Source organism: Sinomicrobium kalidii, from assembly GCF_021183825.1.
Taxonomy (GTDB): domain Bacteria; phylum Bacteroidota; class Bacteroidia; order Flavobacteriales; family Flavobacteriaceae; genus Sinomicrobium; species Sinomicrobium kalidii.
On sequence record NZ_CP089211.1, the window covers coordinates 1,646,726 to 1,664,885 of the forward strand.

Here is an 18,160-nt window from a genome sequence, read left to right on the forward strand (position 1 = left end):
CCCTTCACTGCCGGGAAAAAAATTAAATCCTTACTTTTACACAAACAAACTTCAAGAATTCTTATGTCAGATCAGAAACGCCTTTTTCTTTTGGATGCCTACGCCCTGATATTCCGGGGATATTATGCATTTATCAAAAACCCCAGGATAAATTCCAAGGGCATGGACACCTCGGCCATCATGGGGTTTACCAACTCCCTGCTGGACGTGATAAAGCGCGAAAAACCCGATCATCTTGCCGTTGCCTTTGACAAGGGAGGTTCTGTGGCACGCACCGAAATGTTCGAGGCCTACAAGGCCAACCGGGACGAAACCCCGGAAGCGATCCGGATCGCTATTCCGTATATTCAGGAAATCCTAAAGGCCATGCATATCCCGGTCATCGAAAAGGAAGGTTTCGAAGCAGATGACATTATCGGCACCCTGGCCAAACAGGCCGAAAAAGAGGGATACCAGACCTATATGGTCACGCCCGACAAGGATTTTGCACAGTTAGTGTCCGAAAACATTTTTATGTACCGCCCGGCAAGAATGGGAAATGGCATCGAAATATGGGGAATACCGGAAGTACAGAAGAAGTTTGAAGTGGAAAAACCGGAACAGGTAATCGACTATCTCGGGATGATGGGAGATTCGGTAGATAACATTCCCGGTTTTCCCGGAGTGGGCGATAAGACAGCAAAAAAATTCCTTAAGGAATTCGGAAGCGTAGAGAACCTCATTGCCAATGTCGACAGCCTCAAGGGCAAGATGAAAGAAAAGATAAAGGACAATACGGAACAGGGACTTTTGTCCAAGAAACTGGCCCGGATCATGCTTGATGTTCCCGTGGAATTTCACGAACAGGACTTTGAGCTGAACACCCCCGATTTCGAAAAAGTCAAGGAAATTTTCCGAGAACTGGAATTCCGTCGCCTTACCGAAAACCTAATGAAGACCTTCGGACAGGAAAGTTCCGTCGAGACTTCCGCTGCCGATGGCAAGGCCTCCGGTTCAAAAACCGCAAAGGCACAGGAAAACGTACAATTCGATCTGTTCGGCTCTCCTGCCGAAGAAACGGGCACTACGACAACAACCTCGGCATACAAGACTATCGAAACCACCCCACACCATTACCAATATGTTAACACTCCCCTCGGGCGGAAATTGCTGCTGGAAAAACTCATGCTGCAAAAAAGCGTGTGTTTTGATACGGAAACGACCAGCATAAAATCACTGGAAGCCGAACTTGTGGGGATTTCGTTTTCATGGGAGCCGGGAAAAGGTTATTACGTCATTTTTCCCGAAGACCAGGAAGAAACAACCTCCATACTGGAAGAATTCCGCCCTTTCTTCGAAGCGGAAGGGATCGAAAAGATAGGTCAGAACCTGAAATACGACATCAAGGTACTTTCCAATTACAATATCCGTGTGAAGGGAAAACTGTTCGACACCATGATCGCCCATTACCTCATCAACCCCGATATGAGGCACAATATGGACGTACTGGCGGAAACCTACCTGAAATACCAACCTGTTCCCATAGAAACCCTTATCGGTAAAAAAGGGAAAAACCAGAAATCCATGCGAACCGTAGCCCTGGAAAAACAAACGGAATACGGCGTGGAAGATTCAGACATTACCCTACAACTCAAACTCCTGTTCGAGGGCGAACTTCCCAACCGCAACGCCCTGAAATTGTTTGAGGAGATCGAAGCTCCCCTGGTTCAGATTCTTGCCGATATGGAAATCGAAGGTATCCGGGTGAACACGGATTTCCTGAAATCGCTTTCCGAAGCCCTGGACAAGGATATAAAGGGATTGGAAAAAAGCATTTATGAACAGGCCGGTGAAGAATTCAACCTGGCCTCTCCAAAACAACTCGGTCCCATCCTCTTCGAAAAACTGAAACTGGTCAATAAACCCAAAAAGACCAAAACCGGACAGTATTCCACCGCCGAAGATGTATTGTCTTATCTGGCCAAGGACCACAAGATCGTGGAAGACATCCTGATGTGGCGGCAATTGCAGAAATTGCAGAACACCTATGTAGATGCCCTCCCCAATGAGATCAACCCGAAAACGAACCGTGTCCATACGGTATACAGCCAGGCCGTAGCAGCTACGGGAAGGCTGAGCAGTAACAACCCAAACCTGCAAAACATCCCCATACGCACCGAAAGGGGACGGCAAATACGCAAGGCGTTTATCCCAAGAAACGAAGATTACATCCTTCTTGCAGCCGACTATTCGCAAATAGAACTCCGGATCATTGCGGCACTCAGTGAAGAAGAAAACATGATCAAGGCCTTCAGGGATGGGGAAGATATTCACGCTTCCACCGCGGCAAGGGTTTTCGGGGTACCGCTGGAAGAAGTGACAAGGGAACAGCGAAGCAATGCCAAAACCGTGAATTTCGGGATCATTTACGGGGTTTCCGCCTTCGGGCTGAGCAACCAGACCACACTTTCCAGAAGCGAGGCCAAGGAACTCATAGACACCTATTACAAAACCTACCCGAAACTGCGGGCATATATCAACAACCAGGTCCATTTTGCCCAGGATCACGGTTATGTGGAAACCATACTCGGCAGAAGACGCTATCTGCCGGACATCAACTCCCGGAACCAGGTGGTTCGCGGTGCTGCCGAACGAAACGCGGTAAACGCCCCTATACAGGGAAGTGCTGCCGATATCATTAAAATAGCCATGATCAACATCCACAAAAAGCTCCGGGAAGGAGATTTCAAGACCAAAATGTTACTCCAGGTACATGACGAACTGGTCTTTGACGCCTGCAAAGCCGAACTTGACACCATAAAACCGCTTATAAAATCTGAAATGGAAAATGCATATAAGCTGGTTATTCCCCTCGATGTGGAGATCGGACTTGGCGAAGATTGGCTGGCGGCACATTAAGTCTGCTCATCACAGTACAAACCTGTAGGTTGCCTTGATCAGAAAAATATTCCTGGGCTGTGCTCCGAGGATATTCCTGTCCAGGGCCGTGAACAGCTTATCACGAGGATTTCCGGGTTGCGCAATCCCCTGCGACCACACCAGGTAGAGTTCGGAACCGGGAATATATTCCCATCGGAGTACGAGATTAGAGCGAAATTGCACCACTGAAAAATCCGGATTTTTAAAGGAATAATCCGCAGCGCCATTGGCTCCCTCATCCACAACATAGGTATTGTCTGCTTCATCATAGCTGACCTCACCGGGAGCATAAGCATAAAACCTGTCTTCAAAATTCCCGCCCCGCGGGTTGACTATATGCTTGAAACCAGAGTACCTGCCCCTGGAAATAAAGGGCTGCCCCCAGTATTGTATGGTAAGGTTCGGATTTATCGTATAATTTACCCTCAGGGAAGCACTCAGGGTCCGCTGGGCTATTTCCGCGTTGAGATATCTTATTCCGTCGGTGGTTTGTATGTTTTCCACAAACTGCAATTTATCCCTGTTTATCTCATAAGACGGTTCGAGAGAAATTTTAAGTGCATTTACAGGCTGATAAATAAGGTAAGCAGAATATTCATCTACATCATAGGCCTTTTCCTGTCCGGTTGCAAAAGAAAATTCAAAACCGTAACGCAATTTCTTACGGGCATCGGAATCTACATAAACCCAGTAGCTGACCCCGTCGGGAAGCTTCAGCTTGGGGCCTCCGCGCAATGCCGTATTTGAATACCTCCTGGGCTGAACAGTAAGCCCCGTACCGAGGTACCAATTGTTCTTAAACTGGGCATGACTGTTGGTATTAAATTTCAACTCGTTGTGCGCCCCCCCGAAATCCCAGGAACTCCAGTGATTGTAATTAAAACGCACCATCCTGAATATGGAAAAAGGTTTGGTGATCCGGTATCCTCCCCAGGCGTAATGTGTTATATAATCGGATTTCCGTAAAAAGCCTACGTCGTTCAGTTCCAGACCCGGGGAACGCCATGTTACTCCGCCCTCGAAATTCAGGTTTCCGCGCGCCTTTCCGAGTTGAAGATTTCCGCCGTGTCCCGCCAGGGTGGTCCTGGTGGTATCCACTTCCGTATAGGTAGCATCAACACGCTGGTACAGCCGGGCAATGTTTCCCTGCGTGCGTTTTATGGCTTTCGCAGAACCGGAGACCGCACTCATAATCAGGTTTCCTGCCGTATACCAGGTCCTGTCTTTCCACTGATGCTTGAAATCCAGTCCCCCGGAATAGGCCGAACGGTGCAGGAAGTCCAGGTTTTCCGAAAGATCTCCCCGGTTTGTAGCAGTAAAAATGCCTCCGATATAGGAATTTCTTTTGTTAAAATCTTTTTGTAACCTTCCAACAAAATAATTGGTAAGCGGTTCTATCAGCTCTTCTCTCCGCTCACCATCATTACTGATCCTGGCATATTCTTTCGAAGTAACACTTTCCAGCACTCCTATGGACCACCCGTTCCTGGTTTTTCCGCTGAACTTTGCCGCCCCCAGTATTGTGGTCTTTTCCGGTTGTTCGGCATATTCTCCTTCATGAACATTTGGTGATGCCTGAGGACTTCTCCCGATACGTCTGGAATAAAAAATATTATCCGTTCCTTCCGTATTTCCCGCAATGGTATTGGAAATACGGTAGTCGAAAATGTTCTTGTTTTCCACAAAAAAGGGACGCTGTTCTTCAAAAAATATCTGGAAGCCGTCCAGCGCTATGGCCGAGGGATCGGCTTCTACCTGTCCGAAATCCGGGTTTACCGTAAAATCGAGAGTGAGGTCGTTGGTAATCCCTACCTTGCCATCTATTCCGCCGTTTAGTTCTGTGTCGCTTCCGTCCATGAACGGGTTCCCCTGTTCTTCTTCGTATGTTTCCAGGGAAGTCACCACATAGGGCTGTATTTCCAGTTGTTTTTGCTGTTGCAGGCCGATCAGCCCGTACAATTTCCCGGCTTCGCTGATCCATCCCGGGGCATTTCTCGGAAAAAACTGCCATTCCGAACGTTCATTGTTCCTGAAGTACATTCTCGATAACTGCAAACCCCATACCTGTTCCCTGTTTTTGCCAAACCGCAGTTGGCTCAGCGGTATCCGCATTTCTGCTGTCCATCCTCTCTCATCCGTAGCCGTTTTCACATACCAGATCGGGTTCCAGCTCGGGTCCCAGTTATTCCCGTTTTGGGTCACCACTTCATCTCCTTTTACTCCGGCTGCGGTTATGGTAAATGCAAATGCCGTCTGAAGATCGACATTACTGTCAAACATAATGGTAATACGATCGCCCTCAAAACCGTCCCGCCTGGACAGCCGTTTTACAATTCCGTCGGGTTCGGCATCAAAGCAGCGGATAGCCACATACAGGTTCTTCTCGTCATATATGATCTTGAATTGTGTTTGCTCCGTGGGCGGGGCGTTCTCAACCGGGTCCCGTTGGGTAAAATCGCCACCCCATTCCACAATCTCCCAGCCGTCATCATCTATGTTCCCGTCTATTGCGGGTGCAGAAATCGCCTTCAAAGGCATCGTTGTATAGCTTTTCCTGGGGATATCGGATTCCGTACGCTGTGCAAAAAGTGAAAAAATACAGCACATTGTGCATGCCAGTAAAAAAGTTCTCTTTCCGGGAAACATGGTATATGGTATTATGTGTTGGTTATTTACCTAAAGATACGATCCCCGTGAAATTGTTACACATCCGGAGAACATTTCCAGGAAATTTTAACGTTAAAAAATTAAATATCAATACATTATACAGCACAAAAAAGCAACCATTCCGTTATTTCCGCATCTAACGAACAAACCAAAACATTAAAAACCATGAAAAAGTTGAGTCTTTCCGGCATAATATGGTCCTTCCTCTTTTTTTGTATGGCATGTGACCATGATCCTTCTTCTTCTCCCGAAGGTCCCAAAGGAGAACTGCCCCGTGAACTGACTGCATCTGAAATAAAACTCGTGGAAGCGGACCATGCTTTCAGTTACGACATTTTCCGCAGGACCGTAGCTTATGATACGGAAAAGGACAACCTGATGATCTCTCCGCTGAGCATCTCCACTGCCCTGGCCATGACGCTTAACGGGGCAAATGGAGAGACCTATGAAAGCATACGACAAACACTCCGGCTGCAAGGCATGAGCCAGGAGGAAATAAACGAAGCTTTCCGGTCCCTGATAAAACTCCTGATCTCGGCCGACCCCAAAGTGCGGATACAGATTGCCAATTCCATCTGGTACAGGGAAGGTATCCCCGTAAAAGAAGGTTTTATACAGCGATTAAAAGAGCACTACGGTGCGGAAGTGGGCGAACTTGATTTTTCTGATCCTGCATCGGTTACCATTATCAATAACTGGGTAGAACAGAACACGGAGGGGCTTATTAAAACCATTATTGAAAAAATTCCCGGTGACATGGCCATGTACCTGATCAATGCGCTCTATTTTAAGGGCGAATGGCTGTACAAATTCGATAAAAAAGATACGCGAAAGGCTGATTTTTTCCCCGAATCGGGAGAACAAATACAGGTTGACATGATGAGCCGGGAGGGAAAGTTCGCCACGTATTCCGGAGAGGATGCCCGCCTTATTGAACTGCCCTACGGGGACAGCCTTTATACCATGAGCATTCTTATGCCGGGCGACCCGAAAATGCCGATCGACCGGTTCATTTCGGAAGAAGTTACGAAAACCAACCTGGATGCATGGCGGTCAAATCTTCACGTTATCGGGAACACACAACTGAAACTCCCCAAATTCGAACTGAAATACGAACTCACCTACAACAATATCCTGAAAGCCATGGGGATGGATATTGCCTTTGAAGAGGGTATGGCCGATTTTACCGGAATAGCAACAACGCCACCACTTTTTATTGATAATGTAAAACACAAAACCCATATCCGTGTGGATGAAGAAGGAACAGAAGCGGCTGCAGTGACCAGTGTCGGCATCGGGATTACTTCCGCTCCTCTTCCAATAAGCGTAAACCGTCCTTTCGTGTTTATCGTCTACGAACAGACAAGCGGCACCAACCTTTTTATGGGCAAAGTAAAAAGGCCATGAACAAGCCTTTTACCATCACTTTATATTTACCCTTATCCCTTCGGAATGTGCACTCATTTCCGGGGCATACATGCATTGCAGGGAAGTAATTCCATTTGAAAAACTGCCAGTATTATTGGCACGGAGGTCATATTCAAAAACATATACTCCCTTCGGCATGCGGTCGGCAAAGAAATTTTCGGCGGCATCACGGGTACTTTCATAATATCCCAATCCGCCCTGCCACCGGTATCCGGAGAGCACATTCACAGGTTCAAAACCACTGGCCCGCATGTCCTTGATATATACAAATTCCATATCCCGGTCGTTCTTTATTTCGAGACGAACGGTAACAAGGTCACCAACTTCTATCGGGGTGTTTTCGGTAATTCGCTGTAATTCCGGGCCGTCAGCCGTCAGCTTTTTCAGGAAGAGTTCCTTTTTGAAACGCACTCCTGTTTCTGCGGAAGTGATCTTATCCAGGTCTTCGAAGTACTGCCAGTACAGTGCACCCCAGACCACACCGGGCGAAGTTTTCTTTACTTTCACCGTGCCCATTTCGGGTTTTATTTCCTCTTTATTCCAGGTGGTCTTCACATAACCGCTTCCTTTTTGCTGTCCTTCCAGTTTTGTGATGTCCAGTTTTTCACCTCCCAGGCTTACATCCAGTCCGCCCTCCACATTCACCCAGTCCCTGCCGGTGCTCATCAGTGCAAAAACCGCCTCGGTAGTGGCCTTGGTAGATGCCCAGCGATTGGTTTGCCTGTTCTTAAGGAGCCATACTTTCATCAGTTCCACACTTTCCGTATCCTGCAATACCTCATCAAAAGCCTCGATGAGCAGTGCCTGCGTTTCTACAGGTGCATTATACCAATACCATCCCGGACGGTTATCTTTCCAGTACATCCCCATTTCATCGCTTTCCACCGCCTGGTCCTTTACGGAAAGTAACAATTGCCTTGCCGGACCATCCTTACCGAAACGGTGAAATACCAGCGACAGCATAGCCTGGTAATACCGGGATTTATCAAATTTTTCCTTTTCCAGTTCCTTCAGGAAATAATTCGCGATTTCCTTTCCTTCTTTATCAAGGGGATATTCCTTCAGAAAATAACTACGGGCATACATCCAGTATACCCCGTTGTGGAGTGAAGGCGCATATTTTTTGTTCTTCTTATAGCGATCCCATTGTTCTTTCATTTTATCATCTACAAATTTTATGGCCCTCATGATCATTCCGGCGGGACGGATATCAAAATTCCCTTTGTAATCGATGCCCATCGCTCCGAGGTGACCAAAACCCGAAATAACATGAGTAGTAATGTAAACATTTGCATCACCCCCGTCAAACCAGGGGAAACCGCCGGAAGACAACTGTTTGTTTTCCAGTTTCCGGAAGGTGCCTTCCAACTCATTCCGCATCTTGTTCAGGTCGAACAGCACGGCAATCCGCTTCATTTGCTCACTTTCGTCCGCGGCCTGGCGCACCCATGGTGTTTCTTCCAGCAGGAGGGATTTCAGTTCCTGGTTAAGTTCCAGTTTTGATTTAAGTTCTCCTTTACGGTTCCAGTCGTCAAAGACCGCTTTTATTTTCGGGTTGGAATTGACAAGGTGCTGGGAAATCAGGTTACCGTAAAGCCGGGAAAACACCTGTTCAGAACATTCGTAAGGAAATTCCCTGAGGTATGGCAACGAGAAAATAGCATACCAGACCGGATTGGTGGTCATTTCAAAAGTAAGCCTGAAATTTTCCCTTGTGGCCGAGCCGGTTTCCACAAGTTTTTCCAGTTTAAACGTTTTTTCCTGACCTTCCCGGATATGTACGGGCAGGGTTTCTGTAACCATCATGCGATTGGTAAGCACGGGAAGCGCCGATTCTTCCCCGTCCGAATAATCTCCTGCCTTGGCTACCACCCGGTACACTACAGCCTGCCTGTCTTCCGGAATTTTTAATTTCCAGATCATGTTGGCACTTTGTCCCTGAACAGCTGTAAATTCCCTGTTGTTTTCCGTATTCTCGAAATCCGCATCCACCGGTTGCATAGTGAAGGCATCGAAAAGGAGCAACTGCGCGTTCCCGGAAAGTTCCTTATCCGAGAGATTGATCACCTTGGTCTGAAATTCAATCGTATCGCCTTCCCTTAAAAACCGTGGAGGATTGGGTACGACCATCAGTTCTTTCCGGGTACGGACACTGGCCTCGTAATTGGCTGTCTCGAGTTCAGGGGTATGTGCAAGGGCCATGAATTTCCACTCCGTCAGGCTTTCGGGGGTAGTAAAGCTTATTTTCACATTGCCGTCCTTGTCTGTTTTAAGGTACGGAAAGAAAAAGGCGGCTTCCTGAAGGGCCCTTCGGGGTTGTACGGATGAAAGGTCACGGGAAGAAGATTCTCCTGCCTCATCCTCAGGTGCAGGAGGTGCCGGTTCAGAGGATTTCATTTCAAGTACAGATTCTTCCAATTCAGCATCATCAGCAACCATGTTCGCAACCTCTCCTTTAACCATTTGTTTCCGGGTTCCGTAACCGGTGATTACAACCTCATCCAGAGAAGCACTGTCTTCTTCCAAAACAACATTAAAGATTTTAGTCCCCGGACTTACCGTTACTTTTCGTGTTTTCATCCCTATATAACTAAATACCAAAACCTGTTCGGCTTCGGCTTCAATAGTATAAAAGCCGTGAATATCTGCTGAAACTCCAGTTGATGTTCCCTCTATCATCACGTTTACCCCGGGAAGAGATTTTCCATCCTGACCGATTACAAATCCACCTACCAAATGTCGGGTTTCTTTTAGTTTTTCTCTGGCCTGTTGTGTTTTGGTTTTCAATATCCGGTCTAAATGAAGACGGGCGTTCAAACGATGAACATAAAGATTTTGCCCTCTTCTTCCGTCAATATCAAAACCAAACCAGTTGATCCGGTCAAAAAGCGGAGCGTCCACGCTTTCCGGCAGGGGCAGGGATTTTCGGATTACCCGGGAAAACGATGTGGTGCCATAGCCTGTACTGAGGTTCCAGTCGCGATGTTCGGACTGCCGTACCAGTTCACGGTAAGGTGACCAGTTGATATTGTGTGGTTTGAACTGGTCCAGGGAAGCGTCGTACATAGTGGCAAGTACTTCAGTGCCGTTGGTGGCCAGCCTCGCCAGGAAAGCATCTTTGCCTTCTCCGCTTACGGTAAGCTCCCAGGTTTCTTCGTCACCGGGCCGGAGTTTATCACGCATGGTACCTACGGTAATATCCAGTTTATTTTCCTCAACGGGAACGGTAACCGTCACGGTACCTTGTTGAGCGGTATTGTACTTACCGAAGTAATAATGCACAAATACATTGCCCCGGTAACTTTCTTTAACGGGAAACGAAAAGGTATTGACATCATTATCCAATTCCAGTGCTTCCCTTTTTACGATATCTCCGTCATATTCCAGTTCGGCCACTACAACTGCGTCCGGTGCGGAAGAGGCAAATGTAATGCGTGCGGTATCTCCGGGTTCGTAACTGTCTTTATCCGTTGTTACCGAAAAAAGTTCTTTGTCAACCGGGCTGTTCTTTTTCTTTTTATAAAGATACACCAGTTGTTCGGCGGGGATGGTATCCTGCCCATCCCGGATATGCCCTTTTAGCAGGTAATAGCCTTCTTTCCAGTTTTTACCGGGTGCTGCGTCAACCTCTTTTTTCTGTCCCGTATCAAAATTCACCGATACAACCGGAGGTTCTTTTTGCCAGTTTTCCTTCCTGTTTTCCTTGGCATACGGGTCGTTGGGGAACATTCTGATGTATTCTTCCCTGTCGTACAGTTCATAATCGCCTTCCGGCAAGGGGCTTTCCCTTAACACCCGGTCCGGTGGGTTAATTTTAGTCAATGTGAGTTCTCCCCGGGCCGGTGTAAACTGTCCGTTAAGATTTTCGGTACGAATGCCGATGCTTTTCAACTGGTCCCATTCCACCCTCGCAGGGATGTCCAGCCGAAGTGTATAACGCAGATCGCCCACCGTAATACCCTGGCTGCCCGACCGGGTTTCCCCGTTAATGTCGGTTACATCCGCCTCTACGGTATATGTATATGTACGGGGGTCTTTTTTCTTTCCGGAAGAAGCCGGGCGGGATGGTATTCTGGCTTCAAACGGAACTTTAAAATTACCTTCCGCATCCGTAGTGGTTTCGCCGTGAGTGATCTCCTCCCTGGGTTCGGGGCTTATATATTGCCGCCTCCACCAAGGAAGATAGGGATATACTGCCTGACGGTACACACGATACACCACTTTGGCATTATCAATACCGGCCCCGGAATAGGCCTGTGCCTTTGCCCCGGCAGTTATTTCTTCCCCGAGACGGAAAGTTTCCTTAATGGTGTCGAACACTACCTCAAAACGGGGGCGTTTGTATTCTTCCACGCTGATAGTATATGTATTTCCGAAATCGTCTTCAAGTGTAAATATTCCGGTAATGCCCCCGGTGGGGAGAACAAACTCTCCGGATACCGATCCGAATTGGTTAGTAGTAAGTTCCAGTTTTCCTGCGCTGTTATTGTTGGGATCAGATAATTCTATTCCCAGCTCTGCATTTTCAATAACCTTTCTTTTCTCATCCGGGTATTGTTCGTAATGAACAGCTTTAAAATAAACCGTCTGTCCCGGCCGATATATGGACCGGTCCGTAAAAAACCGGGTATGGTAAGTGGATTTCCTCTCATAATCCGTATAGCCTCTATAGCTATATTGATCATAAAAAACATCTTCCCCTTTTATACGGTAGTAATACCTGTGGTATCGCTGCTTTCCGAAATTTGTGTTCGCTTTTCCGGCGATATCGGTTTTAAGCGACTTCGCCAGCCTTAATCTCTTGTGATCCCTCTCATAGACTTCAACAGTTTTATCCGCTTTGGGGTGGCCGTCCTTCCTATCCGTGACCAGCAATTCCTCGCCGTTACCCACTATGCTGTAATCTGTTACATTAACAAGCTCGGATTTCAGGATAAACGCTTCACTTTCTACCTCAAAATCCGGATGATTCGATGCCAGTACAATATAACTTCCTACAGGTAGTGATTCCAGGGCTGCTGTAGTAGTATGGTTCTGGTAATCGTCAACTGTTTTCAGGGAAAGGTTGAATGTCTTTTCTTCCGGGTATTTTCGCAACAGTCCGTCCAGTATTTTTTGTTTATCCGCTTCTTTGGCATAGCGGATCTCATTTACGGGGTTCTGAAAAAAATCATTGAGCTCAGGGGTGAATTTCAATACTTTAAAATAGATCCGGTCCAGGTTTTTATGTGTAACCGACAACGGATTGTATTGTCCGGAAGGGATATAAGTTTCGACCTGAATGGAAAAGTCTCCGGCAAGAATCCCTTGCCGAAGCCGGGCCGCTTCCCCCGCTGCATGGGTTTTCGCATAGTTTTCCTCAATTTTCGAAGCAAGTGTCAGCACCTTATCATACCACACTTTTTTCGCATTAAAATTGTCCTTTGCTTCCCGTCCGGCCTGTTCCCTGTAAAAACGGGCCAGTTCCAGCAACACCTCACCGGTATACCAGGCTTTTGGATAAGTCCGGGAAAGTTTTTTCAGTTCGTTTATATAAGAAGCCGTATCATACCCTTCTTTATCTGTTTTCAGAATTTCCAGTGCATTATACAGTTGTGCATCTGCATTTCCCTTTTCCTTATGAAAATCTACCAGTTCCCGGAGCAGGCCTGATGCTTTTTCCTTTTTGGTCTTCACATCCGCATCCCCGGAAAACTTTCGCAGAAAGACATCGGGCTGATCCCTGAAAAAGTCGATGGCCCTGTGTGCGATAAGGTCATAAAGTGTGGGACGAAGCTCCCTTCCTTTCTCCAGCCGGTCGTCTTTTGATCTTTTAGCTTTATCCCCTGCTTTTTTTTCGGTATAAACGTAGCTCCATTCCTTCTCCTCAAGTATTTCTTCCCATTCCGCAACAGGTTGTTCCTTCAATTCGCCCGCATTCTCCACGGAGCGGAGATAAAGTGCCGTGGCCTGTTCGTCAAAGATATTTTCACTCCAGAAACGAAAATCTTCCGTAGTGGCTTCCTCCAGACGGGTACGTTCGTTTATCGTCCAGCGATTGTTCCGGTAATAACTGTAAAGTGTTTCGGCCAGCATGGATTGCAGGAGGTTTTTCTCCGCTCCCGAAGCCAAAGTGATTTCCTTTTCAAAATCCTTTATGACCTTTAACTGAACCTCATCGTCGTCATCGGTGATCACGGCAATCTTGCCTCGATAGAGCAGTGCACGAATACGCTGTATGGTATTCCCCTCTTTCCTTGCCGCCTCGTAAATTTCGTTTACAGCCGGAAGCGTACTTTTCAGCAGGCCTTCCGTTTCCTGTTTTTCGATCGCTTTCCACTTTTTGTCATAAGGGAATTCCTGAGCCGTCAGGGAAGTACACAAAATAACGGCCATGTAAAATAGATATGTTCTCATATAAAACTGTCTTTATTCCTTACTTCATCAGGTCGGTATCCGAAGAAGTAATTTTATATTTGTCGTTTAGTTTTTTTAAAAATACGGCTTTAAATCTGCAATTTATTTGAAAATATCAAATAATATGCCATAGAAAACCTACATAATCCAACTGTGATACACCATGTGATCAATTTACCGTAATCATGTGATTACCTCAATGAAAACCAAACGATTATCCACTTCAAAATAATAATATCCGGGTGTTTGTTATTACGATTTATAGTTGTACATTTGCACCCCATTTATTGGGAATGGAATGTTTAATTTAAAAAAATTAGTGTGAACACGTTAAGCTACAAAACCATCTCGGCCAACAAGGCAACTGTCGACAAACAGTGGGTCCTTGTAGATGCCGAAGGAGAGACGTTAGGGCGTCTTGCCTCTAAAGTAGCAAAGATTCTGAGAGGTAAGTACAAGCCAAATTACACCCCGCATGTGGACTGTGGAGATAATGTTGTTATTATCAATGCAGAAAAAATCAATTTGACAGGGAACAAATGGGAGGCGAAACAATACATTCGCCACACGGGTTATCCGGGTGGTCAGCGCTCGCTGAACGCCAGGGAACTTTTCGAAAAAGACCCGATCCGCCTGATCGAAAAATCTGTTAAGGGAATGCTGCCCAAAAACAAACTGGGTGCTGCATTGTTCCGCAACCTTAAAGTATATGCAGGGGCAGAACACAAACAAGAAGCGCAAAAACCTACTGCAATTAACTTAAACGAGCTGAAGTAATGGAAGTAATTCACAAAATCGGCAGGAGAAAAACTGCAGTTGCACGTGTATATGTTTCACCCGGAAGCGGAAACATTACTGTCAACAAAAAAGAATTCAACACTTATTTTCCCACTCCTACTTTACAGTACAAGGTAAAACAGCCTTTGAACCTCACCAGTACGGCAGATAACTTTGACATCAAGGTAAACGTATATGGCGGAGGCAGCACAGGACAGGCAGAAGCCGTACGCCTGGCTATTTCCAGGGCACTTTGCGAAGTGGACGTTGAAAACAGGACTACCCTTAAACCGGAAGGTTTGCTCACCAGGGACCCGAGAATGGTAGAACGTAAAAAATACGGTCAGAAAAAAGCCCGTAAGAAATTCCAGTTCTCCAAGCGTTAATTTTTTTCAGGATATTTTATCCGCAATTATGTTCATACCAAAACCGGAGTTGCCGGCAGCGGTATTTTTAAAAAACCAAGTTGTTGTTGTCCCGGACCAACTGGGAAATTAGTTTAGCATCCAAATGATGGAGGCCTCCGGACGGAGCCACTTCAGCATTGCTAACTCAACGGAACGTAAACTATTACGAAAATGGCAAGTAAAATAGATGTAAAAGACTTATTAGAAGCAGGTGTGCACTTTGGCCACCTCACCAGGAAATGGAACCCGAACATGGCTCCCTATATTTATATGGAGCGCAATGGTATTCACGTAATTAACCTGTACAAGACAGCGGCCAAGATCGATGAGGCCGGAGAAGCCCTCAAAAAAATAGCGGCTTCCGGAAGAAAAATACTCTTCGTAGCTACTAAAAAACAGGCCAAAGACATTGTTGCCGACAAAGCAGGTGCCGTTAACATGCCCTACATTACGGAAAGATGGCCCGGCGGAATGCTCACCAACTTCGTGACCATCCGGAAAGCCGTAAAAAAGATGGCCTCCATCGATAAAATGAAAAAGGACGGCACGTTCAATACCCTCTCCAAAAAAGAACGTTTACAGGTAGACCGTTTAAGGGCCAAACTGGAAAAACAACTCGGTTCAATTGCAGACATGACACGTCTTCCGGGAGCATTGTTTATCGTAGACACCATGCGTGAACACATCGCTGTGAAAGAAGCGCAGAAATTAAACATTCCAATATTCGCAATGGTGGACACCAACTCTGACCCGAGAGATGTGGAGTATGTTATTCCGTCTAACGACGACGCTTCCAAATCCATCGAAAAAATCCTGTCTCACGTAACCGACGCAGTTGCCGAAGGGCTTTCGGAAAGAAAGGCGGAAAGAGCGGAAAAAGAAGCTGCAAAAGCAGAAAAAGAGACCGCCAAAAGTGAAGAAGCTACAAAAAGCGAAGACACTGCAAAGAGCGAAAAAGCCGCAAAGCCTGAACAGCCTGCAGCTAAAGAAGAGACAGAGACTGAAAAAAAATCAGAAGCTGCCGAAAGCAACAAAGAAAATTAAACCTAAAATTAATATTGAGGTATTGACAGCGTAAAAGGGATATGGTAGATTTGTCCGTATTCCGGGTCAACCAGTAATATTACTCAAAATAAAACGAGAAAGAAATGGCAAACATCACAGCCGCAGAAGTTAATAAACTGAGACAAGCTACCGGTGCTGGTATGATGGACTGTAAAAAAGCATTGGTAGAAGCCGAAGGCGATTTTGACAAAGCGATAGAAGTACTCCGCAAAAAAGGACAGAAAGTAGCTGCCAACCGTGCCGACAGGGCATCTACCGAAGGTGCTGTTATCGCAAGGGTAAACAGTGACGCCACACAAGGTGTAGTCGTTTCCCTGAATTGCGAAACCGACTTCGTTGCCAAAAACGAATCTTTTGTAAAACTGGCTACCGATCTGGCCGAAATGGCGTTGAACTACGCTTCCAAGGAAGATTTCCTCAAAGCCGACTACAACGGAATTACGGTTGAAGAAAAACTTACCGAACAAACCGGTGTGATAGGTGAAAAGATCGAGATCGGTGGTTTTGAATCCATCAAAGCTCCGTTTGTAGGCTCTTATATCCACGCAGGCAATAAGATCGCTACCCTGGTAGGATTGTCGGCCAACGTGGACGGTGCGGAAGAAACCGCAAAAAATGTGGCTATGCAGGCCGCTGCCATGAATCCTATTGCCTTGAATGAAGATGGTGTAGATCAATCCGTGATCGACAAGGAAATAGAAATTGCCAAAGATCAGCTGCGGGCCGAAGGAAAACCGGAGGCCATGCTTGACAATATTGCCAAAGGTAAATTAAAACGCTTCTTTAAAGATAATACCCTGGTCAACCAGGCCTATATCAAAGACAGCAAAGTAAGTGTGTCCGACTACGTAAAATCCGTTAACGGCGAACTTACCATAACAGGATTTAAAAGGGTGGCTTTAGGATAAGCCAATCCCATCCGAAATACGCATAAAAAGCCGTGCATGTCCCAGGGATATTGCACGGCTTTTTTAATATTCCCTGCCCCCACTTTTCACCTCCCGCCTGCAACCCCGGGCCAAATGGCCAATATCTCATACGTTTCAATTTTCACTTTCTTAATTTGAGATTATCCTTATATTTGCACACAACTCATCCGAAAAATTATGCAATACAAGAGAATCCTCCTGAAACTAAGTGGCGAGGCATTAATGGGAGAACGGCAATACGGAATAGACCCTAAACGCCTCGCGGAATATGCAGAAGATATTAAAGAGATTGTGAAAAAGGATGTACAAGTGGCCATTGTCATCGGAGGAGGGAATATTTTCCGGGGCGTAGCTGGTGCCAGCAACGGCATGGACAGGGTACAGGGCGATCATATGGGAATGCTCGCTACGGTCATCAATGGTCTCGCCCTTCAGAGCGCACTGGAAAATGTAGGTGTACAGACCAGGCTCCAGTCTGCCATAAAGATCAATGAAGTAGCCGAACCTTTTATACGAAGGAGAGCCATTCGCCACCTCGAAAAAGGAAGAGTGGTCATTTTCGGCGGGGGAACCGGTAACCCTTACTTCACTACCGATTCGGCCGCAGTGCTCCGTGCCGTAGAAATAAACGCCAATGTGATTCTGAAAGGCACCAGGGTTGACGGAATTTATACCTCAGACCCCGAAAAAGACAAAAGTGCCACCAAATTCGATTTTATCTCTTTTGACGATGTATTAAAAAGAGGACTGAAAGTCATGGATACCACGGCATTTACCCTGAGCCAGGAAAACGAATTGCCCATTATTGTTTTTGATATGAACAAAAAAGGAAACCTCCTCAAGGTAGTTTCCGGCGAAAACGTGGGGACCAAGGTTAACCTCTAACCTCCCGCGGGAAACGTACAACCAACATAAAATCAACAGTCATGAACGAAGAGATCGATTTTATATTAGACACTGCCAAGGAAGCCATGGACGGCGCCATCGCTCACCTGGAAAAAGAATTTTCCAATATACGGGCAGGAAAAGCCAGTCCGTCCATGGTAGGAAGCGTGTTTGTCGACTATTACGGTTCACAGACACCGTTAAACCAGGTGGCCAACGTCAACACTCCCGATGCCAGGACCATCTCCATACAGCCCTGGGAAAAAGCCATGCTGCAACCCATAGAAAAAGCCATCATTGTGGCTAACATCGGATTTAACCCCATGAACAACGGGGACACTATCATTATTAATGTACCGCCCCTTACCGAAGAACGGAGGCGGCAACTTGTAAAACAGGCCAAGGGAGAAGCGGAAGAGGCCAAGGTAAGCATCCGCGCTGCCCGGCAAGACGCCAACAAGGAAGTGAAAAAACTGGAAGATGCCTCCGAAGATATCAGGAACAATGCCGAAGTAGACATCCAGGAACTTACAGACGACTATATCAAAAGGGTAGACGATTTCCTCGTCGTAAAAGAAAAGGAAATCATGACGGTTTAAGTTAAACTTCCCATAATTTTTTTGAGATGCCCGCATAATGTGGGCATTTTTTTTGTAACATTACCGTTTTTAATTCGTTATCGAATAT

Annotated in this window: 10 protein-coding genes; 8 read left to right on the plus strand and 2 right to left on the minus strand. The window is 46.3% G+C overall.

Going from position 1 to position 18,160, the window contains the following annotated elements; genetic code table 11:
- Positions 1-63 precede the first annotated feature (63 nt).
- Positions 64-2,898: a DNA polymerase I gene (polA, locus tag LS482_RS06660; protein ID WP_233030970.1), complete on the plus strand. Its 2,835-nt coding sequence runs from the start codon at positions 64-66 to the stop codon at positions 2,896-2,898.
- Between the two features lie 9 nt (positions 2,899-2,907).
- Here the strand turns inward: polA and LS482_RS06665 are convergent, their stop codons facing one another.
- Positions 2,908-5,457: a DUF5916 domain-containing protein gene (locus tag LS482_RS06665; protein WP_233030971.1), complete on the minus strand. Its 2,550-nt coding sequence runs from the start codon at positions 5,455-5,457 to the stop codon at positions 2,908-2,910.
- A gap of 294 nt (positions 5,458-5,751) precedes the next feature.
- Here LS482_RS06665 and LS482_RS06670 point away from each other — a divergent pair, with 294 nt between their 5' ends.
- On the plus strand, positions 5,752-6,993 hold the full coding sequence (locus tag LS482_RS06670; protein WP_233030972.1) for a serpin family protein: 1,242 nt from the start codon (positions 5,752-5,754) through the stop codon (positions 6,991-6,993).
- 15 nt (positions 6,994-7,008) lie between these two features.
- On the opposite strand, the gene LS482_RS06675 is transcribed toward LS482_RS06670, so the two are convergent.
- Positions 7,009-13,410, minus strand: a complete 6,402-nt coding sequence (locus tag LS482_RS06675; protein ID WP_233030973.1) for an alpha-2-macroglobulin family protein — start codon at positions 13,408-13,410, stop codon at positions 7,009-7,011.
- A gap of 321 nt (positions 13,411-13,731) precedes the next feature.
- Here LS482_RS06675 and rplM point away from each other — a divergent pair, with 321 nt between their 5' ends.
- The 6 genes from rplM to frr all read left to right on the plus strand — a co-directional run bounded on the left by rplM (position 13,732) and on the right by frr (position 18,072).
- Complete coding sequence (gene rplM / locus LS482_RS06680; RefSeq protein ID WP_233030974.1) at positions 13,732-14,187, plus strand: 50S ribosomal protein L13; 456 nt, start codon at positions 13,732-13,734, stop codon at positions 14,185-14,187.
- The gene (gene rpsI / locus LS482_RS06685; protein ID WP_233030975.1) at positions 14,187-14,573 is read left to right on the plus strand and encodes a 30S ribosomal protein S9; all 387 of its coding nucleotides are present in this window, start codon (positions 14,187-14,189) and stop codon (positions 14,571-14,573) included. The genes rplM and rpsI overlap by 1 nt, the downstream gene beginning before the upstream one ends.
- Before the next feature lie 192 nt (positions 14,574-14,765).
- Positions 14,766-15,638, plus strand: coding sequence for a 30S ribosomal protein S2 (gene rpsB / locus LS482_RS06690; RefSeq protein ID WP_233030976.1), 873 nt, complete (start codon positions 14,766-14,768; stop codon positions 15,636-15,638).
- Positions 15,639-15,742: 104 nt separating this feature from the next.
- Positions 15,743-16,567: a translation elongation factor Ts gene (gene tsf, locus LS482_RS06695; RefSeq protein WP_233030977.1), complete on the plus strand. Its 825-nt coding sequence runs from the start codon at positions 15,743-15,745 to the stop codon at positions 16,565-16,567.
- Positions 16,568-16,765: 198 nt separating this feature from the next.
- Positions 16,766-17,473, plus strand: coding sequence for a UMP kinase (gene pyrH / locus LS482_RS06700; protein ID WP_233030978.1), 708 nt, complete (start codon positions 16,766-16,768; stop codon positions 17,471-17,473).
- Positions 17,474-17,514: 41 nt separating this feature from the next.
- Positions 17,515-18,072 (plus strand): ribosome recycling factor, encoded by a 558-nt coding sequence (gene frr / locus LS482_RS06705; RefSeq protein ID WP_233030979.1) that lies wholly within the window; start codon positions 17,515-17,517, stop codon positions 18,070-18,072.
- Positions 18,073-18,160: the final 88 nt, after the last annotated feature.

What these genes read in the sequence shown, in the direction of transcription:
- polA (WP_233030970.1), top strand. Translation starts at nt 64, where the DNA reads ATGTCAGATCAGAAACGCCTTTTTCTTTTGGATGCCTACGCCCTGATA.
- LS482_RS06665 (WP_233030971.1), bottom strand. Translation starts at nt 5,457, where the DNA reads ATGCCTTTGAAGGCGATTTCTGCACCCGCAATAGACGGGAACATAGAT.
- LS482_RS06670 (WP_233030972.1), top strand. Translation starts at nt 5,752, where the DNA reads ATGAAAAAGTTGAGTCTTTCCGGCATAATATGGTCCTTCCTCTTTTTT.
- LS482_RS06675 (WP_233030973.1), bottom strand. Translation starts at nt 13,410, where the DNA reads ATGAGAACATATCTATTTTACATGGCCGTTATTTTGTGTACTTCCCTG.
- rpsI (WP_233030975.1), top strand. Translation starts at nt 14,187, where the DNA reads ATGGAAGTAATTCACAAAATCGGCAGGAGAAAAACTGCAGTTGCACGT.
- rpsB (WP_233030976.1), top strand. Translation starts at nt 14,766, where the DNA reads ATGGCAAGTAAAATAGATGTAAAAGACTTATTAGAAGCAGGTGTGCAC.
- tsf (WP_233030977.1), top strand. Translation starts at nt 15,743, where the DNA reads ATGGCAAACATCACAGCCGCAGAAGTTAATAAACTGAGACAAGCTACC.
- pyrH (WP_233030978.1), top strand. Translation starts at nt 16,766, where the DNA reads ATGCAATACAAGAGAATCCTCCTGAAACTAAGTGGCGAGGCATTAATG.
- frr (WP_233030979.1), top strand. Translation starts at nt 17,515, where the DNA reads ATGAACGAAGAGATCGATTTTATATTAGACACTGCCAAGGAAGCCATG.